The organism is Brevundimonas sp. BR2-1 (genome assembly GCF_037626195.1).
Taxonomy (GTDB): Bacteria; Pseudomonadota; Alphaproteobacteria; order Caulobacterales; family Caulobacteraceae; genus Brevundimonas.
Genome location: NZ_JARKMV010000003.1, coordinates 325,103 through 349,606, shown reverse-complemented (window position 1 = coordinate 349,606; position 24,504 = coordinate 325,103). Strand labels below are relative to the sequence as shown.

Genomic DNA, 24,504 nt, shown 5'->3' with positions numbered 1-24,504 from the left:
AATGAGCGGCGGCGTTTACACCGGGGGCCGTTCCGGGGCAAGAGGCGCGCGCCATGACAGATGCAACCGCCACCGCAGACGCCGCTGACATCCGGGGACGCCCCGGCGCGGGGGCCGTCCTGATCGAGCAGCTGGGCGAGGCGGGCAAGCGGCGCGAGAAGCGCCGGGACATCCGTCCGCTGGGCCGTTTGCTGCCGTATGCGATGCGGCACAAGGGCCATATGGCGATGGCCGGGGTCTGGTTGATCCTGTCGACCACGGCCTCTCTGGCTCTGACGGCCTCGGCGCGGGGCGCCATCGACAACGGATTCGACAACGGCGGGTCGCAGCTGAATCTGTGGTTCCTGCTGCTGGGAGCGAACGCCCTGTTCCTCGGGCTGGCGACGGCCGTCCGCTATTATTTCGTGACCAAGACCGGGGAGCGGGTCATCGCCGACCTGCGCAAGGGGCTGTTCGAACGCATTCTGACGCTGGACCCCGCCTTCTACGCATCGATGCGCACCGGGGAGGTGTTGTCGCGCCTGACGACGGACATCGCCCTGGTCGAGACGTTGCTGACAACCTCGGTGTCCTATGCGCTGCGCAATTTCCTGACGCTGATCGGGGGGACGGTGCTGCTGTTCGTCGTCAGTCCCAAGCTGACGGGGATGGTGCTGCTGATCGTGCCGCTGCTGCTGGGGCCGATCTTCCTGTTCGGACGGCGGGTGCGGAAACTGACCGTCGCCTCGCAGGATCGGTTCGCCAATGCGGTCGGCTTCGCCGGAGAGAGCGTGGATGCGATCGAGACGGTCCAGGCCTTCGGCCGCGAGGCCAGCGCGATCGACCGGTTCGGCAAGGCCGTCGAGGACGCGTTCGGCGTGTCGCTGGTGCGGATGAAGGCGCGGGCCCTGATGACCGCCCTGATCATCGTGGTGATGTTCGGCGGCGTCACCCTGGTGCTGTGGCTGGGCGCCCAGGACGTGATCGCCGGGCGGATGACGCCGGGCGCCCTGCTGCAATTCGTGCTGCTGTCGGTGTTCGCGGCCGGGGCCGTGGGCGCGCTGGGCGAGAGCTGGGGCGACGTGCAGAAGGCCGCCGGGGCCATGGAGCGGATCGACGAACTGATGCGCAGTCAGGCGGCCATCCGTGCGCCGGAGACGCCGCGGGTTCTGCCCGAGCCGCCGACCGGCGAGGTGTCGATGTCGGCGGTGCAGTTCGCCTATCCGGGCCGGCCCGATCTGCCGGCGCTGAAGGGGTTTTCGCTGACCGTGCGGCCGGGGGAAACGGTGGCGCTGGTTGGTCCTTCGGGCGCGGGCAAGAGCACGGTCTTCCGGCTGCTGCTGCGGTTCTACGATCCGCAGTCCGGCGTGGTGTCGGTGGACGGGATCGATGTGCGGGAGGCCGATCCGGTCGCGGTGCGTGGCCGATTCGCCTGGGTGTCGCAGGAAGCGCCGCTGTTCTCGGGCTCGGCCAGCGAGAATATCCGCTTCGGGCGCGAGGACGCCGATGACGACGCCATCCGCGCCGCCGCGGCGGAGGCGCAGGCGCTGCCGTTCGTGGAGGCCCTGCCGCAAGGGTTCGACACGCCGCTGGGCGAGCGCGGCAAGAGCCTGTCGGGCGGGCAGCGCCAGCGGATGGCCATCGCCCGGGCCCTGGTGCGGGACGCGCCGATCCTGCTGCTGGACGAGGCGACCTCGGCGCTGGACGCCGAGAACGAGCGGCTGGTGCAGGCCGCGCTGGATCAGGCGATGGAAGACCGCACCACCATCGTCATCGCCCACCGTCTGGCCACCGTCCTGCGCGCCGATCGCATCGTGGTGATGGAGGACGGCAAGGTGGTGCAGGAGGGGACCCACTCGGCGCTGATCGCGCAGGGCGGGCTGTACGCCCGGCTGGCCGCCCTCCAGTTCCGGACCGACTAGGTTTTCGGCTTCAATCGCAGGCCGCCGATGATCGCGCCGCCGAGGGCGTAGACGACCAGCAGGTGGCTCCAGTCGATGGGCAGAAGGCCCATGGGCGAGGTCTGGTAGATGAAGCCGTAGGCCGAGGTCATCAGTGCGAAGCAGACGCCGGCGACCAGGCCGATCTTCAGGCCGTTCATCCAGCCGGGCGCGCCGTCGCGGGCGATGAACCAGCCCAGGCCGGTCATGGTGATGAAAGTCTGGACGACGCCCGCCAGCATCCACATGGAATTGCCGCTGCCTTCGTCGGTGACCCCCGTGAGGGCCATCCATTTCTCGGCGAAGATCAGGCCGTACCAGAGGAAGCCGGTGAAGAAGGCGACGACGGTCGCCACGACGATGCCCAGCCAGTTCAGTTTCGCAGTCATGAAGCCCCTCCCGAAGGCCTGCGGATCATCCGCTGACGGACGAGGTTACGCCGGTTCCACGGACGATCAAGGAACGGTGTTCACTCAAGCGCCGCGGCGATCCGGCCGGCGAGGGCGCGCAGGGTCTCCGTGTCGGCCATGGGGGCGTGGCCGTGACCCTTCATCGCACGGTCGGCCCAGCGCGGGATGATGTGGAAATGCAGGTGGAAGACGGTCTGGCCTGCCGCGTCGCCGTTCAGCTGCATGATCTGGAGGCCGTCGGGCCGGAGCGCCTTTTCGACAGCGCGGGCCGTGCGCCGGGTCGCCTCGGTCAGGCGGGCGAGGACGTCGGGCTCGATCTCCAGCAGGGTGCGGGCGGTGGACGATTTCGAGATCAGCAGGACATGGCCTTCCGACTGGGGGAAGACGTCCATGAAGGCCAGGACGTCGTCGTCCTCCCACACCTTCACCGAGGGGATATCGCCGCGCAGGATTCTGGCGAAGATGTTGTCGGGATCGTACGGGGCTTTGAGGGTCATGGCGGGCTCCGGCGGCTCTCAGGCAAGGTTAGCGAGGACAGCCGGAAGAAGGGAGCCCCGGCGGTCTTCGGGTGTTATGGTCAAGGTCGAAAGGGAGTCGTCCATGCTGCGTTTCATCGTCCAGTTTCTCGTCACCTGCCTGGCCCTTTGGCTGGCGGCGCAGGTCGTGCCGGGCGTCGGGTTCAGCGATAATCCGTCATTATGGCTGGCGGCCATCCTGCTGGGCGTGGCCAACGCCATCGTGCGGCCGATCCTGACGATTCTGACCTTCCCGCTGACGATCATCACCTTCGGCCTGTTCCTGCTGGTGGTGAACGCGGCGACCATCGGTCTGGTGGCGATGCTGCTCAGCGGCTTCGTGGTCGACGGACTGTGGGCCGGGATCGGCGCGGCCATCGTCACCGGCATCGTCAGCTGGATCGCCGGCTGGTTCATCGGCGAGGATCCGAAGCGCGCCGACTGAGCCATCAGACGTCCTTGCGGAACGGCGACAGCTCGTCGGTCATGACGGCGATCTCGGCCTCGACGGCCGGGCGCTCGCCCTCGAGGTAGCGGGCGACGGGTTCGCGCAGGGCCGGGTCGGCGATGAAATGGGCCGAGTAGACGGGGGAGGGCAGGTAGCCGCGGGCGATCTTGTGCTCGCCCTGGGCTCCGGCCTCGACGCGGGACAGGCCGCGCGAGATCGCGAATTCGATGGCCTGATAGTAGCAGAGCTCGAAATGGAGGAAGGGGACCTCCTGGAGCGCGCCCCACTGGCGGCCGTAGAGGGCGTCGCGGCCGATCAGGTTCAGGGCGCCGGCGACGGCCTGCCCGTCGCGGAAGGCCATCACCAGGGCGATGCGGTCGGCCATGGTCGCCCCGAGGCGGGTGAAGAAGTCGCGCGCCAGATAGGGCCGGCCCCACTTCCGCGCGCCGGTGTCCATGTAGAAGGCGAAGAAGGCGTCCCAGTGGGCCTCTGTGACATCGCTCCCGGTGAGGATGCGGATGTCGAGCCCGGCCTGCGCCTCGCGGCGTTCACGGCGGATGGTCTTGCGACGATTCGAGGACAGGGCGGACAGGAAGTCGTCGAAGGTTTCGTAGCCGCCGTTGCGCCACACGTACTGCATGTCCTGCCGCTGCAGCAGGCCGGCCTCGCCCATGGCCTCCCATTCGGGCCGGGTGGGAAAGTTGACGTGCAGGGACGAGACGCCGAGCCGTTCGGTCAGGGCCAGGGCGCCCTGCAGCAGGGCCTGACGCGCCGTGGCCGCGTCGGCGTCGGGATGGGCGAGGAAGCGGGGGCCGGTGACCGGGGTGAAGGGCACGGCGGCCAGCAGCTTGGGATAGTAGCGGCCCCCGGCGCGCTCATAGGCGTCGGCCCAGCTATGATCGAAGACGTATTCGCCCTGGCTGTTGCCCTTCAGCCAGAGGGGCATGACGCCGATGACCCGGTCCGTGTCGTCGCGCAGGGACAGGTGGCGGCCGGCCCAGCCCTGACGCGGAACGGCGCTGCCGGACGCCTCGCAGGCGTCCAAGAAGTCGAAGGAGACGAACGGGTCGCCGGACGGGGAGGCGCAGGCGTCCCAGGCCTGACGGCCTATGTCGGCGACCCGGTCGTGGACGTGGAGGGTGAAGCTCACCGCACCTCGACGATGGCGTCCACCTCGACGGCGAAGCCGAGGGGCAGTTTGTAGACGCCGACGGCCGAGCGGGCGTGGCGGCCCTTGTCGCCGAAGACCTCGACCATCAGGTCGGAGCAGCCGTTGATGACGGCGGGGATGGCCTCGAAATCGCCGGCCGCCTGGACGAAGCCGCCCAGTTTGACGACGCGCACGACGCGCTCGAGATCGCCGTCCAGGGCGGCCGAGATCTGGGCCAGCAGGTTGACGCCGCACATGCGGGCGCCCTTGACCGCGTCCTCTTGCGAGACGTCTGCGCCGACCGTGCCCTTGAGGCCGCCCGAGGCGTCGTTCGACAGCTGGCCCGAGATGTGGAGCAGATTGCCGGTCTGGACGAACGGCACATAGTTGGCGACCGCCCTGGCGGGTTCCGGCAGGGAGATGCCGAGTTCGGCGAGGCGGGCGGCGACGGTCATGGGAAGGCTCCTGGGGGTTTTGCGGCGGTTTAGCGCGGGGGCGGGCCTCCGTCACCCGCCGCGGGGGCCGTCGGCAGGGTTTTAAGGCTCCATAAGATACGGTATTTTAGTACCGTAATAGTTTAGTTCATAAATATCAGCTAGATAAGCGCGATGTGGTCAATCAGATACTATTGACCCCCCGCCCCCCTTCCTCTATCAGCGCGCCTTCCGCTCGTCCCGGTCATCGGGAGGGGCCACAAGTTCGTCTGTCCAGGAACCCCGAACATGCTGAAGAGCACCACGGTCGCGCTGAAGCCGGCCGAGGTCACGAAGAAGTGGATTCACATCGACGCTGAAGGCGTCGTGGTGGGCCGTCTCGCGACCTTCATCGCCAACCGTCTGCGCGGCAAGCACCGCGGCGACTACACCCCGCACGTCGATTGCGGCGACTATGTCGTCGTCACCAACGTCGACAAGGTGGTGTTCACCGGCAAGAAGAACACCGACAAGATCTACTACCGCCACACCGGTCACCCGGGCGGCGTCAAGCAGACGACCCCGGAGAAGGTCCTGAACGGCCGCTTCCCCGAGCGCGTGCTGGAGAAGGCCGTCGAGCGCATGCTGCCCAAGGAGAGCCCGCTGGCCCGCCTGCAGATGACGCACCTGCGCCTGTTCGCCGGCGCCGCGCACACCCATGAAGCCCAACAGCCGGAAACGATCGACTTCAAGTCGGCGTCCGCCAAGAACACCCGGAGCGTCTGAGCATGACCGACGTGACTGCTGACACGCCCGCCGTGGAAACCGCCCCGACCGAAACCCTGACCGGCTTCGACGCCCTGAAGGGCATGCAGACCCCCGGCGCCGGCGAAGAGCACCCGGTCTATGTCCAGAAGCTGGACGCCCAGGGCCGCGCCTATTCGACCGGCAAGCGCAAGAACGCGATCGCCCGCGTGTGGATCAAGCCCGGCTCGGGCAAGATCACCATCAACGGCAAGGATCAGATGCAGTATTTCGCCCGCGAAATCCTGCGCATGATGATCGCCCAGCCGCTGGAAGTGACCGACCGTCTGACCCAGTTCGACGTCGACTGCACCGTGCAGGGCTCGGGCCTGTCGGGCCAGGCCGGCGCGATCCGCCACGGCCTGTCGCACGCCCTGACCCACTATGAGCCGGCGCTGCGCCCGGTCCTGAAGCCGCACGGCTTCCTGACCCGCGACAGCCGCGTCGTCGAGCGCAAGAAGTACGGCCGCGCCAAGGCCCGCAAGTCCTTCCAGTTCTCGAAGCGCTAGGCCGTTTCATTACGGTATGGATGGGGGCGCTTCGGGAAACCGGAGCGCCCTTTTCTTTTGGAGGTCATGTGACCCACACCATCTTCATCGACGGCGAGGCCGGGACCACGGGGCTGGAGATCCGCGAGCGGCTGGAGGCGCGCGGCGATCTGGAACTGATCCTGCTGGGCGACCGGCGGCGCGACGTCGAGGCGCGGCGCGAGGCGCTGAACGCCGCCGACGCCGTGATCCTGTGCCTGCCCGATGACGCCGCGAAGGAAGCGGTGGCGATGATCGACAATCCGAAGGTGCGGGTGATTGACGCCTCGACCGCCTATCGGGTCGATCCGGCCTGGACCTACGGCTTCGCCGAGATGGCGCCGGGGCAGCGGGAGAAGATCGCGGGTTCGACGCGGGTGTCGAACCCGGGCTGTTATCCGACGGGGTTCATCGGGCTGGTGCGGCCGCTGGTGTCGGCGGGGATCGTGCCGGCTGGCTGGCCCGTGACGGTCAATGCGGTCTCGGGCTATTCCGGCGGCGGCAAGAACATGATCATCCGCTATCAGGACGAGACCTGCTCGGCCCATACGACCGAGCCGTTCCACGCCTATGGCCTGTCGCTGCAGCACAAGCACGTGCCGGAGATGACGCTGCACACCGGGCTGGAGCGGCGAGTGCTGTTCGCGCCCGCGGTGGGGCGATATTTCCAGGGCATGCTGGTCGAGGTCCCGCTGCATCTGTCGGCCCTGCCATCGTCGCCGTCGGTCGAGGTGGTGCATGGCGCGCTGGCCGAGGCCTATGCGGGCTGCCGCTTCGTCGAGGTGGCCGACCTGGAGACGACCGAGGCGATGACGGGGATCGATCCGGAGGGGCTGAACGGCACCAACCGGATGCGGCTGCATGTGTTCGGAGACCGGGGCGGGGAACAGGTCCGGCTGATCGCGCTGCTGGACAACCTCGGCAAGGGGGCGTCGGGGGCGGCGGTGCAGAACCTCAACCTGATGCTGGGGCTGGACGAGGGGATGGGGCTGAGCTGATTTTCCCTTTCGTCATTCCGGGCGGAGCGCAGCGGAGACCCGGAACCCAGCGGCGCGCGAGAGCGCGAAACTGTCGCGGACACCCTGCCTGAACAGGTCGCCTTCGGCGCCGCTGGGTCCCGGCCTTCGCCGGGATGACGACAAGAAGGGAGCGGGTGCTTGAAACTCCGTCGCGCATCCTGACGTATCTCCCGCATGACCCAAGTCCTGAACCGCCGCCATCTGCTCCTGACCGTCGGCGCGGTCGCCCTGTCAGCCTGTTCGCCGGGGACGGCCGATGCGTCCGAGCGCCAGTATGCGAACTCGCCGTTCCGGCGGCTGACCGACGCCCAGTGGCGGGCGCGGCTGCCGGCGGCCAGCTATCAGACCCTGCGCCATGCGGCGACGGAGCGGCCGGGGACCAGTCCGCTGAACGACGAGCATCGGCGCGGGACCTTCGTCTGCCGCGGCTGCGACCTGCCGCTGTTCCGGTCGCAGTGGAAGTACGACAGCGGCACCGGCTGGCCCAGCTTCTATGACGTCATCGCCGCCAGTATCGGCACGAAGACCGATTACGAGATCGGCTTTCCGCGTACGGAGTATCACTGCGCCCGCTGTCTGGGGCATCAGGGGCATATCTTCGACGACGGGCCGCGGCCGACCGGAAAACGCTATTGCAACAACGGCGTGGCGCTGAAATTTCAGCCGGCCTGAGAGCGGGCCTTGAGCGCCGACTCCACCGTGGCCCCGAACCAGACCGAGGCGACGATGACCAGCAGGCCGTAGTCGGGTCCGGGCCGGAAGACCGGCACGGCGGCGGCGGCGATGACCAGCATGGGGAAGACCGTGGCCCAGGCGGCCGCGCCCCGGCTGTCGGGATGGATCAGCGGCGGGCGGGGCGCGATCTTCATCATCCGCAGCATCATCGGGTTGAGCAGCACGAAGCCGCCGGCGCAGATGACGGCCAGCAGCGGATTGCGCAGCAGGGCGGCGGGCGGGCCGTAGAGGATGGTGGTTATGACGACCAGCAGCAGGGCGCAGCCGGTGGTGATGGCCAGCAGCAGGTTGGGCTCAAAACGCTTCAAGACTTCACTTTCACATACGACCCCGGCGCCGGTTCTATGGGCGGAAGCGGGCCTTTTTTGGGATCGCGGGCGGGAACCCAGCCGCCCGATTTCTCATGCAGCCATTCCGCCCAGTGGTTCCACCAGCTGCCCGGATGCTCCTGCGCCTTCGCCTGCCATTCGCCGAGCGTGGCGGGCAGGTCGGGGTTGGTCCAGTGCTGGTATTTGTGGGCCGAGGGCGGATTGACCACGCCGGCGATATGACCCGAGCCGGCCAGGGTCAGGGTCACGTCGGCGCCCGAGAAGGCGCGGGCGGAGCGGTAGACCGAGTTCATCGGCGCGATATGGTCCTCGCGGCTGGCCTGGAAATACAGCGGGATGGTCACCTTCGACAGGTCGACCTTGACGCCGCCGATGGTGAACTCGCCCCGCGCCAGCCGGTTCTGGCCGTACATGGAGCGCAGATAGTCCATGTGCAGCTTCTTCGGCATGCGGGTCTGGTCGGCGTTCCAGAACAGCAGGTCGAAGGCCGGCGGCGACTTGCCCATCAGATAGTTGGACACGAAGAACGACCAGATCAGGTCGTTGGCGCGCAGGGCGTTGAACGTCTCGGCCATGGCCGCGCCGGGCAGGACGCCGCCGGCCGCGTCCATCTGCTGCTCGATCTCGTTCAGCCAGTGCTCGTCGGTGAACAGCAGCAGGTCGCCGGCCTCGGCGAAGTCGTGCTGGGCGGCGAAGAAGGTGTTGGCCGTGACGCGGGTGTCGTTGTTGGCCGCCATATGAGCCAGGGCGGCGCCCATCAATGTGCCGCCGATGCAGTAGCCGACGGTGTTGATGTGCCCGGCCTGCGACTGCTCCAGCGCCTTTTCGATGCAGCGGTAGACGCCCTTTTGCAGATAGTCGTCGAAGCCGAATCCGGCCTTGTCGACGTCCGGATTGACCCAGGAGCAGACGAAGACGGTGAAGCCCTGGCCGGACAGCCAGCGGATCATCGAGTTCTCCGGCTGGAGGTCGAGGATGTAGTATTTGTTGATCCAGGGCGGGAAGATCAGCAGGGGAATCTCGCGCTGCTTCTCCGTGGCGGAGTCGAACTGGATCAGTTCGAACAGCTCGTCGCGCCAGACCACCTGGCCGGGGGCGGTGGCGACGTTCACGCCCACCTCGAACTTGCCGTAGTCGGCCTGGCTGATCTTCAGCTTGCCGGCGCCGCGCTCCATGTCGGCGGCGAAATTCTGCATCCCCTTCACGAGCGATTCGCCGTTGGTCTCGGCCAGGGCCTTCAGGGCGGCGGGATTGGAGGCGAGGAAGTTGGAGGGGGAGAAGGCGTCGGTCAGGAGTTTGGTGAAGAATTCGGCCCGGCGCCGGGTCAGCGGGTCGACGTCCTCGACGCTGGAGACCAGGCCGTTCATCCAGTCGGAGGTGATCAGATAGGACTGGCGCATGGCGTCGAAGGCGGGATTTTCGGACCAGGCCGGGTCCTTGAACCGCTTGTCCTTCGAGGGGGCCGCCGGGGTCTCCTCGCCCGCGGCGCGGCGGGTCGTGGAGGCCCACAGGTCCATGTAGCGGTTGAACAGATCGGCCTGGGCGGCGAACAGCTTGTCGGGGCGCGAGATCAGGCTGGTCATGACCGAGTTCATGGCCGGGCCGACGTTGAACGGATCAGGCGACAGGGCGGCGGGGCGGTCGGCCTGCGACAGGGCGGCTTCGGCGATGGCGGACTGGGCCGTCATGGCCGCCCTGGCCAGGTTCATGGACAGGGTTTCGAGCATCTGGCGCTGGTCCTCGCCGGGGAAGGCGAAGGCGGCGCCGGTCTGGGCCGCAGTTTCAGGCCGGGACGCGGGTTCCGGCTTCGGTTCAGGCGGCGGAACAGCCTTGGCGGCGCGGGGGCGAGGCGGCTTGGCCGAGGTCGGCCGGCCGGACTTGCGCGGCGCACGCGGAGCGGCGTCGGCGGGCGGAGGGGTCGGACGCTTGGCCATGCGGTAGAGGCTCCGGATGTCGTCTGGATGGGTCGCAAGGGCCGCGCGCCCTTCCGCCTGTCACGATCATGGCATATGACCGCCCCTGATATGAACGCGCCAATCCGGAAAATCGCAGCGTTGACGGCGGCGGTCCTGCTGACGGGCGGGCTGACGGCCTGCGTGACCAGCGCCTTCGACCCCGTCACGGACGCCAGTTCGCCCGTCGCGCCGCGCGTGCAGGCCCTGGTCGATGCGAATCGCGAATATCCGCGCTGGGAGGATTTCCCCAAGGTGACCGAGCCGCTGCCGGCCCCGGTCGCGATCGCGGCCCAGGTCAATACGCTGCACGTGACCGCCGGCGGGCTGGCCGGCGAGGTCTCGCGCATCGACTGGCAGGAGACGGGCGACCCCGCCGCCTTCGCCGCCGAGGTGCAGGCGCGCGTCAACGCGGTTCCCGTAGCCCCGGTGACGGCCGAGACCCAGGCCGAACTGGACGCCTTCGTCGCCCGCACCCGCGAACGCGGCCGCGCGCCCCCGCCGGTCGATCGCCGCCCGGTCCAGTAGTCTGCCCAACAGAACAGTCGCCCGGACGGCAGAATCCGGGAATCATCGTCTCAGGAGAACGCTCATGGCCGCTTCGGCTCCCTATGCATCCACGCTCGCCGCCGACGCCGCCCGGGTGACCGAACTGGCCGCCATCGCCAGCTACGCCCAGATCGGCCGCGGCGACGAGAAACAGGCTGACCAGCTGGCCGTGGACGCCATGCGCACGGCGCTGAACAGCCTCGATATCGACGGCAAGATCGTGATCGGCGAGGGCGAGCGCGACGAGGCCCCGATGCTGTACATTGGCGAAAAGGTCGGCACCGGCAAAGGCCCGGCCATCGATATCGCGCTCGATCCGCTGGAAGGCACGACCCTGACGGCCAAGGCCATGGCCAATGCCCTGTGCGTGCTGTCGATGTCTCCGGGCGGCGGCATGCTGCACGCGCCCGACACCTATATGGACAAGATCGCCATCGGCCCCGGCTTCGCGCCGGGCACGGTCGATCTGGACATGAAGCCCCAGGACAATGTCCGCTCCCTGGCCTCGGCCAAGGGGGTGAAGCCGGAAGACATCACCGTCTGCGTCATGGACCGGCCACGCCACGCCGAACTGATCGCCGCCCTGCGCGAGGTCGGGGCGCGGGTGCTGCTGATCACCGACGGCGACGTGGCGGGCGTGATCCACACGGCCGAGCCCGAGACGGGCATCGACCTGTATCTGGGCTCGGGCGGAGCGCCGGAAGGGGTGCTGGCGGCGTCGGCGCTGAAATGCGTCGGCGGCCACTTTCAGGGCCGGCTGATCTTCCGCAACGATGTTGAGCGAGGCCGCGCCGAAAAGACCGGCGTGACCGATTTCGACCGCAAATACGATCTGCATGAACTGGTGTCGAAGGACGCCATCTTCGCCGCCACGGGGGTGACCAAGGGGGCGATGCTGGACGGGGTCAAGGTCGCCGACGGCTTCGTCTCGACCCATACGCTGGTGATGGATTCCTCGACCCGCACGGTCCAGCGCATCCGCACGATCCGGCCCCTCTGATGGCCGACGGGACCGGCGCGCCTGCGTTTCTGGGCGTGTCCCGCTCCCTGTCCGGCCGCGCCTGGCGGCAGAGGCCCGCCGAGGCGGGGCTGATCCGGTCGCATATGCAGGCGCTTGGTCTGGAAGAGCCGCTGGCTCGGGCGCTGGCGGCGCGGGGCGTGCGCGCCGATCAGGGCGCGGACTTCCTTCAGCCGACGCTGAAGGCGCTGTTCCCAGACCCCTCCAGCTTTATGGACATGGATGCGGCGGCCGAGGCGATCCTGGACGCGCTGCAGGCGCGGGCCTCGATCCATGTCTTCGCCGACTATGATGTCGACGGCGCCTCGAGCGCGGCCCTGCTGGTGCGCTGGTTCCGGGCCATGGGCGCGGACCTGCCGATCTATGTGCCGGACCGGATGACCGAGGGGTACGGCCCCAGCGCCCGCGCCTTCGACACGCTGAAGGCCTCGGGCGCCGACCTGGTCATCACCGTCGACTGCGGCGCGGCGGCCAATGAGGCGGTCGCCCATGCGGCCGGGATCGGGCTGAAGGTGGTGGTCATCGACCACCACATGATGCGCGAGCATCCGCCGGTCTGCGCCGCCGTGGTCAATCCGAACCGGCCGGGCTGCAATTCGGGGCAGGGCAATCTGGCGGCGGCGGGGGTGGTGTTCGTGCTGCTGGCGGCGCTGAACCGCGAGGCGCGACGGCGCGGGATGTTCGCCGACATCAGGGAGCCGGACATCCGCCAGTGGCTGGATCTGGCGGCCATGGGGGCGATCTGCGACGTCACCGGCCTGACGGGGTTCAACCGGGCCCTGACCAGCCTGGGGCTGCGGAGGATGTCGGAATGGGGCAACCCCGGCCTGCGGGCGCTGCTGGCCGCGGCCGGGGCCGAGCCGGGGCCGGCCAAGTCGAACCATGCGGGCTTTATTCTGGGGCCGCGCATCAATGCGGGCGGGCGGATCGGCAGGTCGGACCTGGGCGCGCGCCTGCTGTCGACCGATGATCCCGCTGAGGCGGCCGCGCTGGCGCAGGAGCTGGACGCGCTGAACATCGCCCGGCGCGAGGTCGAGAAACAGGTGACCGATCAGGCGACGCGCATAGTCGAGGCCACCGGCGCTCACGCCGACGGTTCGGCCGTGGTGGTGATCGAGGGTGACGACTGGCATCCGGGGGTGGTCGGCATCGTGGCCGGGCGTCTGCGCGAGCGCTGGCGGAAGCCGGTGGTGGTGATCGGCGTCGACGCGGTGAACGGCGTCGGCAAGGGCTCGGGCCGCTCGCAGCCCGGCATGAACCTGGGCAGGGCGGTGCAGGCCGCCTGGGAGAGCGGCGTGCTGATGGCCGGAGGCGGGCACGCCATGGCGGCCGGGTTGACCGTGCGCGCTGACGATATCGGACGGTTGAAGGATTTTCTGAACGAGCGGATGGCGGGCGAGCAGGCGGCGGCGGACGCGCTGGACGTGGTCGAGATCGACGCCCTGATCGATCCGGGCGCGGCGACGCGGGGGCTGTTCGAACAGTTCGAGCAGTTGGCGCCGTTCGGCCCCGCCAATCCCGAGCCGCTGTTCGCGCTTGAGCATGTGGCGGTGCGCGACGCCGTGGCCATGAACGGGGGTCATGTACGCTGCCGGCTGGTCGGGGCGGACGGAGCCTCGGTCAAGGCCATCGCCTGGCGCTGCGCCGACCTGCCGGGCGGCCAGTCGCTGCTGTCGGGGCAGGGCGGGCTGAGCGTGGTCGGGCGGCTGAAGGCCGACGACTGGAACGGCCGCAAGGGCGTCCAATTCGAGATCGAGGACGTGGCCGATCCGCGGATGGCGTAAGCCCTTTGCGCCGCGACGGAAAAAGGGGGCGGACAGGGTTGCACCGTCCGGAATCGGCGGCTATATCGCCCGCTCTCCGCGCAGCGGTCCCTTCGTCTATCGGTTAGGACGTCAGGTTTTCAACCTGAAAAGAGGGGTTCGACTCCCCTAGGGACTGCCACGCGGAGCTTCCCCTTTTTCGCCATCCGCGCCGCGACGCCGAGCCTTTCATGCTCTGGCGCGTTGAACCCGTGTCCGGCGTGCGGGCGATGGGGAAGCCCGGTTGATCGAAATGTGCGAAGATATCGCCCCCGCCCCCTCGCTTAGCCTGCCCGCCGACAGCGCCCGCGCGTCCATCCTGATGGTCGAGGACAATGCCGACGTCCGGCTGATGGGGGCGACCCTGCTGGAGGAAGCCGGGTTCGAGGTCCATCGGGCCGCCGACGCAGGCGAGGCCCTGGCGATGATCAGGGAAGGGCTTGGATTCGACCTGCTGTTCACCGACATCGTCATGCCGGGCGTCATGGACGGGGTGGCCCTTGCGGCCGAGGTGCGCCGGCTGCAACCGGGAGTCCCGGTGCTTCTGACGACGGGATGGGGCGATCGCGCCAACGGTCACGGGCTGGACCTGATCGGAAAGCCCTACCGCGCACCGGAGTTGACGCAGAAGATTCACGCCCTTCTGGAGGCGGCCGAAAGCCCGCCCTGACAGGACTCTTCGCCAATATGGCGAAAACCGACGTTTTTTGCTTTTCCGAGCTTCACAGAACCGTGTTAAATAAGCGCCGTCCGCAAGGGTCGCGGGCAGGGGGAAGGCTGTGTCTGACTACGAGGGCGTTGGGACGGTCGAGGCGGTGCGCATCGCTGGCCGGGTGAAGTGGTTCGATCCCGGCAAGGGATACGGCTTCATTGTGCCTGACGATCCCAGCCTGACCGACATGAAGGACGTCCTTCTGCACGTCTCCAGCCTGCGCGACAGCGGGCGGGACACGGCGCCTGAAGGGGCTCCCATCACCTGCGATTGCGCGCGTCGGCCCAAGGGCTGGCAGGTCACGGAAGTCCATGAACTGGGCGAGGGAGACCCGGACCTGGCCCCCGCGCCGAAACGCACAGGCTATGACGGGCTGCGGCAGCATGAGGCGGCGAGGATCGCCGACGGCGAGACCGGATCAGCCGGCCCGATGGAGATGGCGGTCGTCAAATGGTTCAATCGCACCAAGGGATACGGATTCGTGGTGCGCGACGGCGCGCCGGGCGATATCTTCGTCCATGTCGAGACCTTGCGGCGCTGTGGGCTGGATGATCTCCTCCCGGGCGAAACGGTCGCGGTGCGGTTCGCCGAGGGCCCCAAGGGTCTGGTGGTCGCGGAAATCAGACCGGGCGGATGATCGATCCGCCCCGATAAGGGTGGATGCGTGATGCTACGTCGTGGAATTCTGGCCGTCCTGTCCGCCGCCCTGCTGCTGGCCGCCTGCGCGGGAGCCGGCACGCCGAAAGACGCCAACGGCAATCCGCTTGAAGCCCTGACCATCACGACCTCGACGGGCGAGCACAAATTCATGGTCGAGATCGCCGATGACGAGGCCGAGCGCCAGCGCGGCCTGATGTTCCGCGATCCTCTGGCCGACGACCGCGGCATGCTGTTCCAGTTCCCGGACGTGGCCGAGCGGGGCTTCTGGATGCGCAACACGCCCAGCCCGCTGGACATTATCTATATCGACCCGCGCGGACGGATCGTCTCGATTGCCAGGAACGCCACGCCCCAGTCAGAGGCGATCATTCCTTCGAACGGTCCGGCCAGCGGCGTTCTGGAACTGCGCGCCGGCCGCGCCGACGAGATCGGGGCGAAGCCGGGCGACAAGGTGCGCCATCCCTTCTTCGCGGAATAAGTCCGCGGGGCCTTCTTCGCGGAATAAGTCCGCCGGGCGCGTTGCGGCGCGGGGCCGAGTGTGTCAAATCCCGCCGCCGGAGTGTAGCGCAGCCTGGTAGCGCATCTGGTTTGGGACCAGAGGGTCGGAGGTTCGAATCCTCTCACTCCGACCATTTTGAGGGCGCTATCGCTTGCGACGCGGTCGCTCGGTCCTTGAGCAGCATTTTTGCGCGCTATCGATCGCCGCGCGGCGGCTCGCTGCTTGAGCGCGCCGGCAGGCAGTGTATGAGGCGTTGTCGCCTCGCCAGATGAGAGTCATTCCATGCTCGCCCGCATCTACCGCCCCGCCAAGACCGCGATGCAGTCCGGCAAGGCTTCGGCGAAAGAGTGGCGTCTGGAGTTCGAGCCGGCCTCGGCGCGGACCATCGATCCCCTGATGGGCTGGACCAGTTCCTCCGACATGAACGGCCAGGTTCGTCTGACCTTCGATTCGGCCGAGGAAGCGGTGGCCTACGCCGAGCGGCACGGCATTCCGTTCCGTCTGCACGAGCCGCAGGATCCGCCGGTGATCCTGAAAGCCTACGCCGACAATTTCGCCACCTTCCGCAAGCAGCCCTGGACGCATTGATTCTTGTTGCGGCTATCGCGCTTCGCGCATCCCTGTTCGGCTATCGCGCTTCGCGCTACTTGAGCCGGACCCGACCGGGCGCCCATAGCTCAACCGGATAGAGCACCCGCCTTCTAAGCGGACGGTTGCAGGTTCGAGTCCTGCTGGGCGCGCCATCCCTGAACCGCAGGGTCACCCGCGCATTGAGGGGCGATGCGGATCGCGACCTTCAACATCAACGGCGTCAACACCCGGCTGCCGAACCTGCTGGAATGGCTGGAGGAGGCGCGGCCGGACGTGGCCTGCCTGCAGGAGCTGAAGGCGACGGACGCTCAATTTCCGGCGAAGGCGATCCGGGACGCGGGCTATCACGCCGTGTGGAAGGGCGAGCATCGCTGGAACGGCGTGGCCATCCTGTCACGGGAAGAGCCGGTGGTGACGCGGCGCGGCCTGCCGGGCGACGAGAAGGACGTCCAGAGCCGCTATATCGAGGCGGCGGTGGACGGGGTGCTGATCGCGTCCCTATATCTGCCCAACGGCAATCCGCAACCGGGGCCGAAGTTCGACTACAAGCTGGCCTGGTTCGAGCGGCTGATCGCCCATGCCGGGGAGCTGCTGGCCAGCGGAGCCCCGGTGGTGCTGGCGGGCGACTACAATGTCGTGCCGACCGAGGCGGACATCTACAACAGCCGCTCGTGGAAGAAGGACGCCCTGCTGCAGCCCGAGAGCCGGGCGGCGTTTGCGAGGCTGCTGGAGCAGGGCTGGACCGACGCGATCCGCGAACGGTTTCCTCATGATCCTCCACCCTGGACCTTCTGGCAGTATTTCCGGCAGGCGTGGGAGCGGGATGCGGGACTGCGGATCGACCACCTGCTGCTGAGCCCGGGCGTGGCGGCCCGGCTCAGCGACGCGGGGGTGGATCGCGAGGTGCGCGGGCGCGCACGGGCCAGCGATCATGCGCCGACGTGGATCGTACTGGACTGAACCGGGGTCGAGCTTGGCCGTTGAGGATGTATGGCGCGTGCTCTGAAGGTCTTCTGCTATTCCGACGGCTTCCACTCCTGGACCGTGGCGACGACCTCGCGCGCCAGGGCGCTGGAAGCCTGGGGCGTGAAGCGGGACCTGTTCGAGGACGGCGCGGCTGTCGAGGCCCCCGACGGTCCGGACCGCGAGGCCGCACTCAAGGCGCCCGGCGAACTGATCGAACGCGGGCTGTCGGTCGATATCGGCAAGGTGGAGAAGACCAGGGCGCCGAAGGCGGAGAAGAAGCGCGGGCCGAGCGCGAAGGATGTGGCCCGGGTGGAGTTGCTGGAGGAGGAGCTGGCGGAACTGGACGCGGCGCAGGCGGGGGAGATCGCGGCGCTGGAGGCGCGGCGGGCCGGGCTGGAGCAGGAGGCGAAGGCGCTGGAGAAACGTCAGTCGAAAGCGCGGGACGCGCTGAAAGCGAAGCTGAAGGCTGCGCGGACCAGGGTCAGCGGGTAGCGGCCCGCCAGGCGGCGAGACCGGCTTCGAGGTCTGCGATCAGGTCGGCGGGCGCTTCCAAGCCTACGTGGAGACGCAGCAACTGGCCGGGCAGCGTGGGGGGATCGCGGCGGCCGGACAGCTGGCCGGTCTCATGGGTGATCAGGCTTTCGAACCCGCCCCAGGAATAGCCAAGTCCGAACAGCTCCAGCGCCGACATCAGCGCGTGGGCCGAAGCCTCGTCGCCGCCCTGCATGACGACGCCGAACAGGGAGGCGGCGCCGGCGTAGTCGCGGCGCCAGAGGTCGTGACCGACCGAACCGGGCAGGGCGGGATAGAGGATGCGGGCGACCTCGGGCCGGGACTGGAGCCAGGTCGCGACGGTCATCGCCGAGCGGGCCTGCTCCTCGTAGCGCAGAGGCAGGGTGCGGGCGCCGCGCAGGGCCAGCCAGGCGTCGTCGGCGGAGACGCGCCAGCCGAGATCCTCGATGGTTTCATGGATGGCGCGGCCCACGGCGGCCTCCGCGACGGCTATGGAACCCATGAGCAGATCGGAATGGCCGCCGACATATTTGGTCACCGCCTGAACGCTGACGTCGACGCCATGGGCGAGGGGCCGGAAGGCCAGGCCGGCCGCCCAGGTGTTGTCCATGACGGTGCGCACGCCCCGGGCGCGGCAGGCGGCGGCGAGAGCGGGAACGTCCAGCATCTCGAAGGTCAGCGATCCGGGCGATTCGATCAGCAGGACGCGGGTCCGGTCGGTCAGGCAGGCGAGGATGTCGTCGGTGGAGGCACCCGGCGCGTGGAAGACTGTCGTGACGTCGCGCGCCTTCATGTGACGCATCAGGAAGCGGCGGGTGGGCCCGTAGAGGGCGTCGGTGGTCACCACCTCGTCGCCGGGACGAAGGAGAGCGGTCAGGGGCACGGTGGCGGCGGCCAGGCCCGAGGGGACGAGGAAGGCGTCGGTCCCGCCTTCGAGGTCGGCCAGGGCCGCGCGAAGCTCCCGGGCCGCGCTGAGGTCCTCGATGCCGTAGACGGGGCCGAGGCTTGCGTCGCGCATTTCCGCGGGCGCGTCATTCAGCAGGGTCGAGGCCCGATCGACCGGCGGGGCGACCGCGCGGCGGCCACGGCCGCGCCGGGTGGCGGAGGCGATCAGTCGGGTGCGGTCGCTGCGGTCGGACATTCGGGGCCGGGGGAAGGGTTGCAGATCGGCCTCCAAAGGCCTCTAAAGCGGGGCGGGGCGCAAGGTCTGAGAGACTTCGGCGAGGCGGTATGAGTGCAGGTTTGACGGCCCGCCGAATGGCGACGGCAGCGATCGCAGTCGCAGTGCTGACGCTTGCCGCCTGCGGCCGGGGCGACAGGCAGGCCGACGACACCGCGGACGCCGGCGCCTCGACGAACACCGCCGCCCCCGAATTCGCCAGTCCGACGCTGGCGGCGATCAAACGCCGCGGCCGGCTGAACTGCGGCGTGCACGAGGGGCTGGTCGGCTTCGCCTATACCGATAACCGGGGCCAGTGGCGCGGCTTCGACGCCGACTTCTGCCATGCCCTTGCCGCGGCCGTGCTGGGCGACGCCAATGCGGTGCGGTTTGTCCCCCTGACCAGCAGCCAGCGCTTCGAGGCGCTGCGCAGCGGGCGGATCGACGTGTTGTGGCGTTCCACCTCCTGGACGCTGGCCCGCGAAGCCCGCGAGGGTGTGCGGTTCGCCGGCATCAACTATTACGACGGTCAGGGCTTCCTGGTGCGGCGGTCGCTTGACCTGGCCAGCGCGGCCGAGCTGAACGGTGCGCGAATCTGCGTGCAGCGGGCCTCGACCTCGGAGCTGAACGTCGCCGACTGGTTCCGGTCGCGGGGACTGGAATACACGCCCGTGGTCACTGCAAACGAGGAGGCGGCGCGCGCCGCCTACGGGCGTGAGGACTGCGACGCCTTCAGCGCGGACATTTCAGCGCTGGCGGCGGCCCGCACCACCATGTCGAATCCCGAGCAGCACGCGATCCTGCCCGACGTCATTTCCAAGGAGCCGCTGGGGCCGGCGGTCAAACGCGGGGACGAGGCCTGGACGTCGATCGTGCGCTGGACCCTGAACGCGCTGATCCTCGCCGAAGAGCTGGGCGTGACGCAGGACAACGCCAGCGACATGGCGGAGGATTCGCGTGATCCCCGTGTCCGCCGCCTGCTGGGGACCGAAGGCGACTTCGGGGCCATGATGGGATTGAGCCGGGATTGGGCGAAGTCGGCGATCGAAGCCGAGGGAAATTACGGGGAAATCTTCACGCGCAATGTCGGGACGGATTCATCGCTCGACCTGACGCGCGGGCTTAACGCACAATGGAACGCAACGCAGGGCGGACTGATCTACGCCCTGCCTTTCAGATAACGACATCGGCCGGGAGCCGGGGGGACGAATGGAAACGACGAAAAAGGGCGGCGTGCCGCTCTATCTGTGGATGCTGCTGGGCTTCGTGGTCGGACTGGGGGGCGGGCTTTACGTCAACCTGACCGGTCAGACCGTCATCCCCGAGGTGATGTCGCTCATCCAGGCCGTGGGCCAGATCTTCCTTCGCCTGCTGTTCATGCTGGTTCTGCCGCTGCTGTTCGCGGCGCTGGCGGTCGGCGTGGCCGAGATGGGAGATCTGAAGTCGCTGGGTCGCGTGGGCTTCAAGACCCTGGTGTTCACCGTCGTCGTTTCCGCCATCGCCGTGGGTATCGGCCTGGGCATGGTCAACTGGTTCCGCCCCGGCGACGGCGTCGATCCGGTTCTGGCCCAGCAACTGCTGGCGCAGGGCGCCGAGGGGGCCTCAGCCATTGTCGGCAATGCGCCCAAGAGCATCGAGGCGGGCCAGTTCTTCCTCGACATGATCCCGTCCAACGTCGTCACCGCGGCGGCCGAGAACCAGATTCTGCCGGTGATGATCTTCGCCCTGATCTTCGGCATCGGCATGGTCATGGCCAAGAGCCCGGCCACGGATGCGCTCCAGAACGCCCTGCAGGGCCTGCTGGAAGTGATGATGAAGCTGATCAACCTGGTCATCAAACTGGCCCCGTTCGCGATCGCGGCCCTGATGTTCAACCTGTCGGCGGTGTTCGGATGGGATCTGCTGGTGCGGCTGGGCGCCTATGCCGGCGTCGCCATCGGCGCGATGGCGATCCACATGTTCGTCGTCTATCCGCTGCTGGTCTGGATCTTCGGCGGCATGAACCCGCTGAGGTTCGCCAACGGCGTGCGCGAGCCCTTCGTGGTGGCCTTCTCGACCGCCTCGTCCAACGCCACCTTGCCGATCGCCATCAAGGCCGCGGAAGAGAAGCTGAAACTGCCGCGGCGCATCTCGCGCTTCGTGCTGACGGTCGGCGCCACGGCCAACCAGAACGGCACCGCCCTGTTCGAGGGCGTGACGGTCCTGTTCCTGGCCCAGTTCTTCAACGTCGACCTGAACCTGCAGCAGCAGCTGGTGGTGATGCTGGTCTGCATCCTGGGCGGCATCGGCACGGCGGGCGTGCCGGCCGGCTCCCTGCCGGTCATCGCCCTGATCCTGACCATGGTCGGGGTGCCCGCCGAGGGCATCGGCCTGATCCTCGGCGTCGACCGTTTCCTGGACATGTGCCGGACCACGCTGAACGTCACCGGAGATCTGGTGGCGGCCACGGTGGTGTCGCGCGGCGAGGTCGACGTGCCGGCCGAGATCGCGGGACCGGAGCCGGTCGCGCCGCCGGCCTAGAACGCGGCGACTACGGGGCGATGTCGGCAGCCGGCCGGCCGCCCCATTCGGCCCAGCTGCCGTCATAGAGCCGGGACGGCTTGCCGAGCACGGCCAGCCCCAGGCTGAGGATGGCGGCGGTGACGCCCGAGCCGCAGGTGGTGATGACCGGCCGGTCCGGATCGACGCCGGCTGCCCGGAAGGCCTGTTCCAGCGCCGGACCCGGTTTCATCGTTCCGTCGGCTTTCAGCACGCCCGGGAACGGTAGATTCAGCGCGCCGGGCATATGACCGGAACGCAGGCCGGCGCGCGGTTCCGGTTCGCGGCCGTGGAAGCGGCCGGCGGAGCGGGCGTCCAGCACCTGCTCTCCTGCGTCCAGAGCGGAACGAACCTCCGCGAGGCCGGCGACGGCGTGGGCGTCGAGGCGCGCCAGGAAGACGGCGGCGACCGGGGCGGCAGACGGCCCGCTCTCCACCGGACGGCCTTCCGCCAGCCATTTCGGCAGGCCGCCATCCAGCACGCGGACGTTGGCGGCGCCCATGACGCGGAACATCCACCAGGCCCGGGCGGACGAGCGGATGCCGACCGTGTCATAGACGATGATCGCGTCGCGCTCCGATATCCCCAGACCGCCCATGCGCGCGGCGAAGGCGGCGGGCGTCGGCAGCATGTGGGGCAGGGGGCTGTCCGGATCCGAACTGGCGTCCAGATCGAAGAAGACCGCGCCGGGCAGGCGCGCCGCCTCGAAATCCGGCGATCCATCACGGCCGTCCAGATGCCAGCTGGCGTCGACGAGGCGCAGGCCGGGATCGCCGAGGCGCGCGGCAAGCTCCCCGGTCGAAATCAGGGGTGAGGGAGAGGTCATGGCGAGGTCCGGCGCACGCGTCAGCCGCGTGCGAGAACCAATTGTATCACGTCAGTCCGGGCCGAGCGGAAGCCGGCCTCGCAATAGGCCAGGTAGAAGCGCCACAACCGCCGGAACCGCTCGTCGAACCCGCCCATGCGGCGGATGTCGCCCCAGGCCGCCTGGAAGCGCTCGTCCCAGAGCTTCAGGGTCTCGGCGTAATCCTGACCGAACCGCTCAATGGCGCCCCATTCCAGCCCGGCGCGGTCGACGACGGGCTTCAACGCGTTCTCCGACGGGAGCATGCCGCCGGGGAAGATGTATTTCTGGATGAAGTCGGTGCGCTTTCTGAGGCCGCTGAACAGGGCGTTGTCGATGGTGATGATCTGCAGGCCGGCCTTGCCCCCGGGGTTCAGCACCTCATGGATCTTGCCGAAATAGGCGGGCCAGTATTCCATGCCCACGGCCTCGAACATTTCGATCGAGGCGACGCGGTCGAAGCACCCGTGCACGTCGCGATAGTCGATCAGCTGGATGTCGGCCCTGTCGGACAGGCCCGCGTTGAACATGCGCTGGCGGGCAAAGTCGTACTGTTCCTGCGAGATGGTGATGCCGGTGACGCGGGCGCCGATTTCCTTCGCCGCGAATTCGGCGAAGCCGCCCCAGCCGCAGCCGATCTCCAGCACCGACTGGCCGGATCGAAGGTCCATCAACCGGGCCAGAGAAGCGTATTTCTCGCGCTGGGCCGCGTCCAGCGCCACGCCGGCCTGCGCAAATCGGGCCGAGGAATAGGTCATCGAGGAATCCAGCCACGACGCATAGAAGGCGTTGCCGAGGTCGTAGTGGGCGTGGATGTTCTTGCGCGAGCCCTTGCGGCTGTTGCGGTTCATCCGGTGGGTGAGCCAGTGGACCGCCTTCATGGCCGGATGACCGTCAACCAGCCGGCGGATGTGGTCGTGATTGTGGGCGAAGGCCTCCAGCAAGGCGGCGAGATGCGGGCTTTCCCACTCGCCGGCCATATAGGCCTCGGCGAAGCCGATATCGCCCGAGGCCAGAACACGACGGGCGAAGCGGTAGTCCTTGATGTCGAAAATCGCGGAGACGCCCGGCTGTGAGCCTTCGAGCTGATGCACCTCGCCGTTGGGCAGCAGGACCGTCAGACGGCCGAAGGTCCAGTTGGCGGCCAGCAGGCGCAGCAGCAGTGAAAACCCGCGGGGGGCGCGGGCGCCTGCCTCATGCCGCTCGGCGGTGACCGACGTCATGGGCGGAAGTCTCCGACGGACGACGGACGGGCGTCAATCCCCCCGCCGACGGAGACCGGAAGTCCAGCGTGGAACGGAATGGCCGTCTGCATCGAAATCTGCCCCTGAATGACCGGATGGATCCGGAAATACGGTGAAGCATGGACGGCGGATCCATCAGCCCGCCGCGATTCAGAACATTGGCGGCGAGCCCGCCGTCGGCAAGGGCGCGGGGCGGCCCTCGGTGGCCATCGGGTCGGGCGCCTGATAACTTGCCAACCTCGCCGTCAGACGCCATCTGATCGCCGCACGAGTGCGGCATCAACCGCGCGTCGCCAGCAGCAAATCCGGGAAGTCCGCCTTGTCCAGACCCAACGCCGTCATCGACATCAAGGACGGCCTGAAGCGCCCCGTCAGCATCGGCGGCGGCCAGCGAATCGTCTTCATCGCCGGTCCGTGCCAGCTGGAAAGCCGCCAGCACGCGCTGGAGATGGCCCATGCGCTGAAGGAAATCGGCGAGCGGCTGAACGTCGGCGTCATCTACAAGACCAGTTTCGACAAGGCGAACCGGACCTCGGCCACCGCCGCACGCGGCTTCGGCCTCGAGGGTTCGCTGCCGATCTTCGCGGAGATCCGCGAGGTCACGGGCCTGCCGGTGCTGACCGACGTGCACACCGAGGAGCATTGCCGGATTGCGGCCCAGGCCGTGGACGTGCTGCAGATCCCGGCATTCCTGAGCCGTCAGACCGACCTGCTGCTGGCCGCGGCGGCGACCGGCAAGGTCATCAACATCAAGAAGGGCCAATTCCTGGCCCCGTGGGACATGAAGAACGTCATCGCCAAGGTCGTCGGCGCCGGAAATCCCAACGTCATGGCCTGCGAGCGCGGGGCCAGTTTCGGTTACAACACCCTGGTCTCGGACATGCGGTCGCTGCCGATCCTGCACGAGATCGGCTGTCCGGTGGTGTTCGACGCTACCCATTCCGTGCAGCAGCCGGGCGGGCAGGGGACGTCCTCGGGCGGCCAGCGGGAGTTCGTGCCGGTGCTGGCCCGCGCCGCCGTGGCCGTGGGGGTGGACGCCGTCTTCATGGAGACGCATCAGGATCCCGACAACGCCCCGTCGGACGGACCCAATATGGTGCCGCTGGACCAGTTCGAGGCGCTGGCCGCCGACCTGATCGCCTACGACGATCTGACGAAGGCGCGGATGGCGAAGGCCGCCTGAATCCG

27 protein-coding genes and 3 tRNA genes are annotated in these 24,504 nt (G+C 68.3%); 21 read left to right on the top strand and 9 right to left on the bottom strand.

Features of this window, described 5'->3' with window-relative positions; translation table 11 throughout:
- Window positions 1-53 precede the first annotated feature (53 nt).
- The gene (locus BrevBR_RS14720; protein ID WP_332639152.1) at window positions 54-1,901 is read left to right on the top strand and encodes an ABC transporter transmembrane domain-containing protein; all 1,848 of its coding nucleotides are present in this window, start codon (window positions 54-56) and stop codon (window positions 1,899-1,901) included.
- On the opposite strand, the gene BrevBR_RS14715 is transcribed toward BrevBR_RS14720, so the two are convergent.
- Together BrevBR_RS14715 and BrevBR_RS14710 are read right to left on the bottom strand one after the other, a co-directional pair.
- Window positions 1,898-2,308: a DUF1761 domain-containing protein gene (locus BrevBR_RS14715; RefSeq protein WP_332639153.1), complete on the bottom strand. Its 411-nt coding sequence runs from the start codon at window positions 2,306-2,308 to the stop codon at window positions 1,898-1,900. The genes BrevBR_RS14720 and BrevBR_RS14715 overlap by 4 nt on opposite strands.
- 80 nt (window positions 2,309-2,388) lie before the next feature.
- Window positions 2,389-2,826 carry an HIT family protein gene (locus BrevBR_RS14710; protein WP_332639155.1) on the bottom strand — a complete coding sequence of 146 codons (438 nt, stop codon included), beginning with the start codon at window positions 2,824-2,826 and terminating at the stop codon, window positions 2,389-2,391.
- 103 nt (window positions 2,827-2,929) lie between these two features.
- On the opposite strand from BrevBR_RS14710, the gene BrevBR_RS14705 reads away from it, so the two are divergent.
- Window positions 2,930-3,289, top strand: coding sequence for a phage holin family protein (locus tag BrevBR_RS14705; RefSeq protein WP_332639157.1), 360 nt, complete (start codon window positions 2,930-2,932; stop codon window positions 3,287-3,289).
- A gap of 4 nt (window positions 3,290-3,293) precedes the next feature.
- Here the strand turns inward: BrevBR_RS14705 and BrevBR_RS14700 are convergent, their stop codons facing one another.
- Complete coding sequence (locus BrevBR_RS14700; protein ID WP_340001435.1) at window positions 3,294-4,442, bottom strand: GNAT family N-acetyltransferase; 1,149 nt, start codon at window positions 4,440-4,442, stop codon at window positions 3,294-3,296.
- Complete coding sequence (locus BrevBR_RS14695; RefSeq protein WP_332639160.1) at window positions 4,439-4,897, bottom strand: RidA family protein; 459 nt, start codon at window positions 4,895-4,897, stop codon at window positions 4,439-4,441. The genes BrevBR_RS14700 and BrevBR_RS14695 overlap by 4 nt, the downstream gene beginning before the upstream one ends.
- Window positions 4,898-5,164: 267 nt before the next feature.
- On the opposite strand from BrevBR_RS14695, the gene rplM reads away from it, so the two are divergent.
- The 4 genes from rplM (at window position 5,165) to msrB (ending at window position 7,877) form a co-directional block, all read left to right on the top strand.
- Window positions 5,165-5,641 (top strand): 50S ribosomal protein L13, encoded by a 477-nt coding sequence (gene rplM, locus BrevBR_RS14690; protein WP_055830078.1) that lies wholly within the window; start codon window positions 5,165-5,167, stop codon window positions 5,639-5,641.
- A 2-nt stretch (window positions 5,642-5,643) separates the two neighbouring features.
- Window positions 5,644-6,168, top strand: coding sequence for a 30S ribosomal protein S9 (rpsI, locus tag BrevBR_RS14685; protein WP_442881304.1), 525 nt, complete (start codon window positions 5,644-5,646; stop codon window positions 6,166-6,168).
- Between the two features lie 68 nt (window positions 6,169-6,236).
- Complete coding sequence (argC, locus tag BrevBR_RS14680; RefSeq protein ID WP_340001434.1) at window positions 6,237-7,184, top strand: N-acetyl-gamma-glutamyl-phosphate reductase; 948 nt, start codon at window positions 6,237-6,239, stop codon at window positions 7,182-7,184.
- A 195-nt stretch (window positions 7,185-7,379) separates the two neighbouring features.
- Window positions 7,380-7,877: a peptide-methionine (R)-S-oxide reductase MsrB gene (msrB, locus tag BrevBR_RS14675; RefSeq protein WP_340001433.1), complete on the top strand. Its 498-nt coding sequence runs from the start codon at window positions 7,380-7,382 to the stop codon at window positions 7,875-7,877.
- On the opposite strand, the gene BrevBR_RS14670 is transcribed toward msrB, so the two are convergent.
- Both BrevBR_RS14670 and phaC read right to left on the bottom strand, forming a co-directional pair.
- Window positions 7,865-8,248 carry a hypothetical protein gene (locus BrevBR_RS14670; RefSeq protein WP_340001432.1) on the bottom strand — a complete coding sequence of 128 codons (384 nt, stop codon included), beginning with the start codon at window positions 8,246-8,248 and terminating at the stop codon, window positions 7,865-7,867. The genes msrB and BrevBR_RS14670 overlap by 13 nt on opposite strands.
- Window positions 8,245-10,203: a class I poly(R)-hydroxyalkanoic acid synthase gene (gene phaC, locus BrevBR_RS14665; RefSeq protein WP_340001431.1), complete on the bottom strand. Its 1,959-nt coding sequence runs from the start codon at window positions 10,201-10,203 to the stop codon at window positions 8,245-8,247. Before phaC ends, BrevBR_RS14670 begins: the two co-directional genes overlap by 4 nt.
- Before the next feature lie 75 nt (window positions 10,204-10,278).
- Here phaC and BrevBR_RS14660 point away from each other — a divergent pair, with 75 nt between their 5' ends.
- The 12 genes from BrevBR_RS14660 to BrevBR_RS14605 all read left to right on the top strand — a co-directional run bounded on the left by BrevBR_RS14660 (window position 10,279) and on the right by BrevBR_RS14605 (window position 17,510).
- Window positions 10,279-10,749 carry a hypothetical protein gene (locus tag BrevBR_RS14660; protein WP_332639167.1) on the top strand — a complete coding sequence of 157 codons (471 nt, stop codon included), beginning with the start codon at window positions 10,279-10,281 and terminating at the stop codon, window positions 10,747-10,749.
- 64 nt (window positions 10,750-10,813) lie between these two features.
- Window positions 10,814-11,770 carry a class II fructose-bisphosphatase gene (gene glpX, locus BrevBR_RS14655; protein WP_332639169.1) on the top strand — a complete coding sequence of 319 codons (957 nt, stop codon included), beginning with the start codon at window positions 10,814-10,816 and terminating at the stop codon, window positions 11,768-11,770.
- Window positions 11,770-13,572: a single-stranded-DNA-specific exonuclease RecJ gene (recJ, locus tag BrevBR_RS14650; RefSeq protein ID WP_340001430.1), complete on the top strand. Its 1,803-nt coding sequence runs from the start codon at window positions 11,770-11,772 to the stop codon at window positions 13,570-13,572. The genes glpX and recJ overlap by 1 nt, the downstream gene beginning before the upstream one ends.
- 85 nt (window positions 13,573-13,657) lie before the next feature.
- Window positions 13,658-13,732: transfer RNA gene (locus tag BrevBR_RS14645), tRNA-Glu, on the top strand.
- Between the two features lie 111 nt (window positions 13,733-13,843).
- On the top strand, window positions 13,844-14,260 hold the full coding sequence (locus BrevBR_RS14640) for a response regulator (RefSeq protein ID WP_340001466.1): 417 nt from the start codon (window positions 13,844-13,846) through the stop codon (window positions 14,258-14,260).
- Between the two features lie 109 nt (window positions 14,261-14,369).
- Window positions 14,370-14,939 (top strand): cold-shock protein, encoded by a 570-nt coding sequence (locus tag BrevBR_RS14635; RefSeq protein WP_340001429.1) that lies wholly within the window; start codon window positions 14,370-14,372, stop codon window positions 14,937-14,939.
- A gap of 30 nt (window positions 14,940-14,969) precedes the next feature.
- Entirely contained in the window at window positions 14,970-15,440 is a 471-nt protein-coding gene (locus tag BrevBR_RS14630) for a DUF192 domain-containing protein (RefSeq protein WP_332639174.1), read from the top strand.
- Window positions 15,441-15,517: 77 nt separating this feature from the next.
- A tRNA-Pro gene (locus BrevBR_RS14625) sits at window positions 15,518-15,594 on the top strand.
- Between the two features lie 149 nt (window positions 15,595-15,743).
- Window positions 15,744-16,049: an ETC complex I subunit gene (locus BrevBR_RS14620; RefSeq protein WP_340001428.1), complete on the top strand. Its 306-nt coding sequence runs from the start codon at window positions 15,744-15,746 to the stop codon at window positions 16,047-16,049.
- A gap of 78 nt (window positions 16,050-16,127) precedes the next feature.
- Window positions 16,128-16,204, top strand: a tRNA-Arg gene (locus tag BrevBR_RS14615).
- 37 nt (window positions 16,205-16,241) lie between these two features.
- Entirely contained in the window at window positions 16,242-17,012 is a 771-nt protein-coding gene (locus tag BrevBR_RS14610) for an exodeoxyribonuclease III (RefSeq protein WP_340001427.1), read from the top strand.
- A gap of 30 nt (window positions 17,013-17,042) precedes the next feature.
- Complete coding sequence (locus tag BrevBR_RS14605; protein ID WP_340001426.1) at window positions 17,043-17,510, top strand: hypothetical protein; 468 nt, start codon at window positions 17,043-17,045, stop codon at window positions 17,508-17,510.
- Here BrevBR_RS14605 and metC read toward each other — a convergent pair.
- Entirely contained in the window at window positions 17,500-18,672 is a 1,173-nt protein-coding gene (gene metC, locus BrevBR_RS14600) for a cystathionine beta-lyase (protein ID WP_332639184.1), read from the bottom strand. The genes BrevBR_RS14605 and metC overlap by 11 nt on opposite strands.
- Window positions 18,673-18,788: 116 nt before the next feature.
- On the opposite strand from metC, the gene BrevBR_RS14595 reads away from it, so the two are divergent.
- Window positions 18,789-19,871, top strand: a complete 1,083-nt coding sequence (locus tag BrevBR_RS14595) for an amino acid ABC transporter substrate-binding protein (protein WP_332639186.1) — start codon at window positions 18,789-18,791, stop codon at window positions 19,869-19,871.
- Window positions 19,872-19,899: 28 nt separating this feature from the next.
- Window positions 19,900-21,210 carry a dicarboxylate/amino acid:cation symporter gene (locus BrevBR_RS14590; protein ID WP_340001425.1) on the top strand — a complete coding sequence of 437 codons (1,311 nt, stop codon included), beginning with the start codon at window positions 19,900-19,902 and terminating at the stop codon, window positions 21,208-21,210.
- A 10-nt stretch (window positions 21,211-21,220) separates the two neighbouring features.
- Here BrevBR_RS14590 and BrevBR_RS14585 read toward each other — a convergent pair whose 3' ends face one another.
- Window positions 21,221-22,054 (bottom strand): sulfurtransferase, encoded by an 834-nt coding sequence (locus BrevBR_RS14585; protein ID WP_340001424.1) that lies wholly within the window; start codon window positions 22,052-22,054, stop codon window positions 21,221-21,223.
- Between the two features lie 20 nt (window positions 22,055-22,074).
- Entirely contained in the window at window positions 22,075-23,295 is a 1,221-nt protein-coding gene (locus BrevBR_RS14580; RefSeq protein WP_340001423.1) for a cyclopropane-fatty-acyl-phospholipid synthase family protein, read from the bottom strand.
- A gap of 340 nt (window positions 23,296-23,635) precedes the next feature.
- Here BrevBR_RS14580 and kdsA point away from each other — a divergent pair, with 340 nt between their 5' ends.
- Window positions 23,636-24,499: a 3-deoxy-8-phosphooctulonate synthase gene (kdsA, locus tag BrevBR_RS14575; protein WP_340001422.1), complete on the top strand. Its 864-nt coding sequence runs from the start codon at window positions 23,636-23,638 to the stop codon at window positions 24,497-24,499.
- The last annotated feature ends 5 nt before the right edge of the window (window positions 24,500-24,504 follow it).

What these genes read in the sequence shown, in the direction of transcription:
- BrevBR_RS14585 (WP_340001424.1), bottom strand. Translation starts at nt 22,054, where the DNA reads ATGACCTCTCCCTCACCCCTGATTTCGACCGGGGAGCTTGCCGCGCGC.
- rpsI (WP_442881304.1), top strand. Translation starts at nt 5,644, where the DNA reads ATGACCGACGTGACTGCTGACACGCCCGCCGTGGAAACCGCCCCGACC.
- BrevBR_RS14695 (WP_332639160.1), bottom strand. Translation starts at nt 4,897, where the DNA reads ATGACCGTCGCCGCCCGCCTCGCCGAACTCGGCATCTCCCTGCCGGAA.
- BrevBR_RS14705 (WP_332639157.1), top strand. Translation starts at nt 2,930, where the DNA reads ATGCTGCGTTTCATCGTCCAGTTTCTCGTCACCTGCCTGGCCCTTTGG.
- phaC (WP_340001431.1), bottom strand. Translation starts at nt 10,203, where the DNA reads ATGGCCAAGCGTCCGACCCCTCCGCCCGCCGACGCCGCTCCGCGTGCG.
- BrevBR_RS14715 (WP_332639153.1), bottom strand. Translation starts at nt 2,308, where the DNA reads ATGACTGCGAAACTGAACTGGCTGGGCATCGTCGTGGCGACCGTCGTC.
- rplM (WP_055830078.1), top strand. Translation starts at nt 5,165, where the DNA reads ATGCTGAAGAGCACCACGGTCGCGCTGAAGCCGGCCGAGGTCACGAAG.
- BrevBR_RS14660 (WP_332639167.1), top strand. Translation starts at nt 10,279, where the DNA reads ATGACCGCCCCTGATATGAACGCGCCAATCCGGAAAATCGCAGCGTTG.
- BrevBR_RS14605 (WP_340001426.1), top strand. Translation starts at nt 17,043, where the DNA reads ATGGCGCGTGCTCTGAAGGTCTTCTGCTATTCCGACGGCTTCCACTCC.
- msrB (WP_340001433.1), top strand. Translation starts at nt 7,380, where the DNA reads ATGACCCAAGTCCTGAACCGCCGCCATCTGCTCCTGACCGTCGGCGCG.
- recJ (WP_340001430.1), top strand. Translation starts at nt 11,770, where the DNA reads ATGGCCGACGGGACCGGCGCGCCTGCGTTTCTGGGCGTGTCCCGCTCC.
- metC (WP_332639184.1), bottom strand. Translation starts at nt 18,672, where the DNA reads ATGTCCGACCGCAGCGACCGCACCCGACTGATCGCCTCCGCCACCCGG.
- BrevBR_RS14620 (WP_340001428.1), top strand. Translation starts at nt 15,744, where the DNA reads ATGCTCGCCCGCATCTACCGCCCCGCCAAGACCGCGATGCAGTCCGGC.
- BrevBR_RS14590 (WP_340001425.1), top strand. Translation starts at nt 19,900, where the DNA reads ATGGAAACGACGAAAAAGGGCGGCGTGCCGCTCTATCTGTGGATGCTG.
- BrevBR_RS14720 (WP_332639152.1), top strand. Translation starts at nt 54, where the DNA reads ATGACAGATGCAACCGCCACCGCAGACGCCGCTGACATCCGGGGACGC.
- BrevBR_RS14710 (WP_332639155.1), bottom strand. Translation starts at nt 2,826, where the DNA reads ATGACCCTCAAAGCCCCGTACGATCCCGACAACATCTTCGCCAGAATC.
- BrevBR_RS14610 (WP_340001427.1), top strand. Translation starts at nt 16,242, where the DNA reads ATGCGGATCGCGACCTTCAACATCAACGGCGTCAACACCCGGCTGCCG.
- BrevBR_RS14640 (WP_340001466.1), top strand. Translation starts at nt 13,844, where the DNA reads ATGTGCGAAGATATCGCCCCCGCCCCCTCGCTTAGCCTGCCCGCCGAC.
- BrevBR_RS14630 (WP_332639174.1), top strand. Translation starts at nt 14,970, where the DNA reads ATGCTACGTCGTGGAATTCTGGCCGTCCTGTCCGCCGCCCTGCTGCTG.
- BrevBR_RS14595 (WP_332639186.1), top strand. Translation starts at nt 18,789, where the DNA reads ATGGCGACGGCAGCGATCGCAGTCGCAGTGCTGACGCTTGCCGCCTGC.
- BrevBR_RS14580 (WP_340001423.1), bottom strand. Translation starts at nt 23,295, where the DNA reads ATGACGTCGGTCACCGCCGAGCGGCATGAGGCAGGCGCCCGCGCCCCC.
- glpX (WP_332639169.1), top strand. Translation starts at nt 10,814, where the DNA reads ATGGCCGCTTCGGCTCCCTATGCATCCACGCTCGCCGCCGACGCCGCC.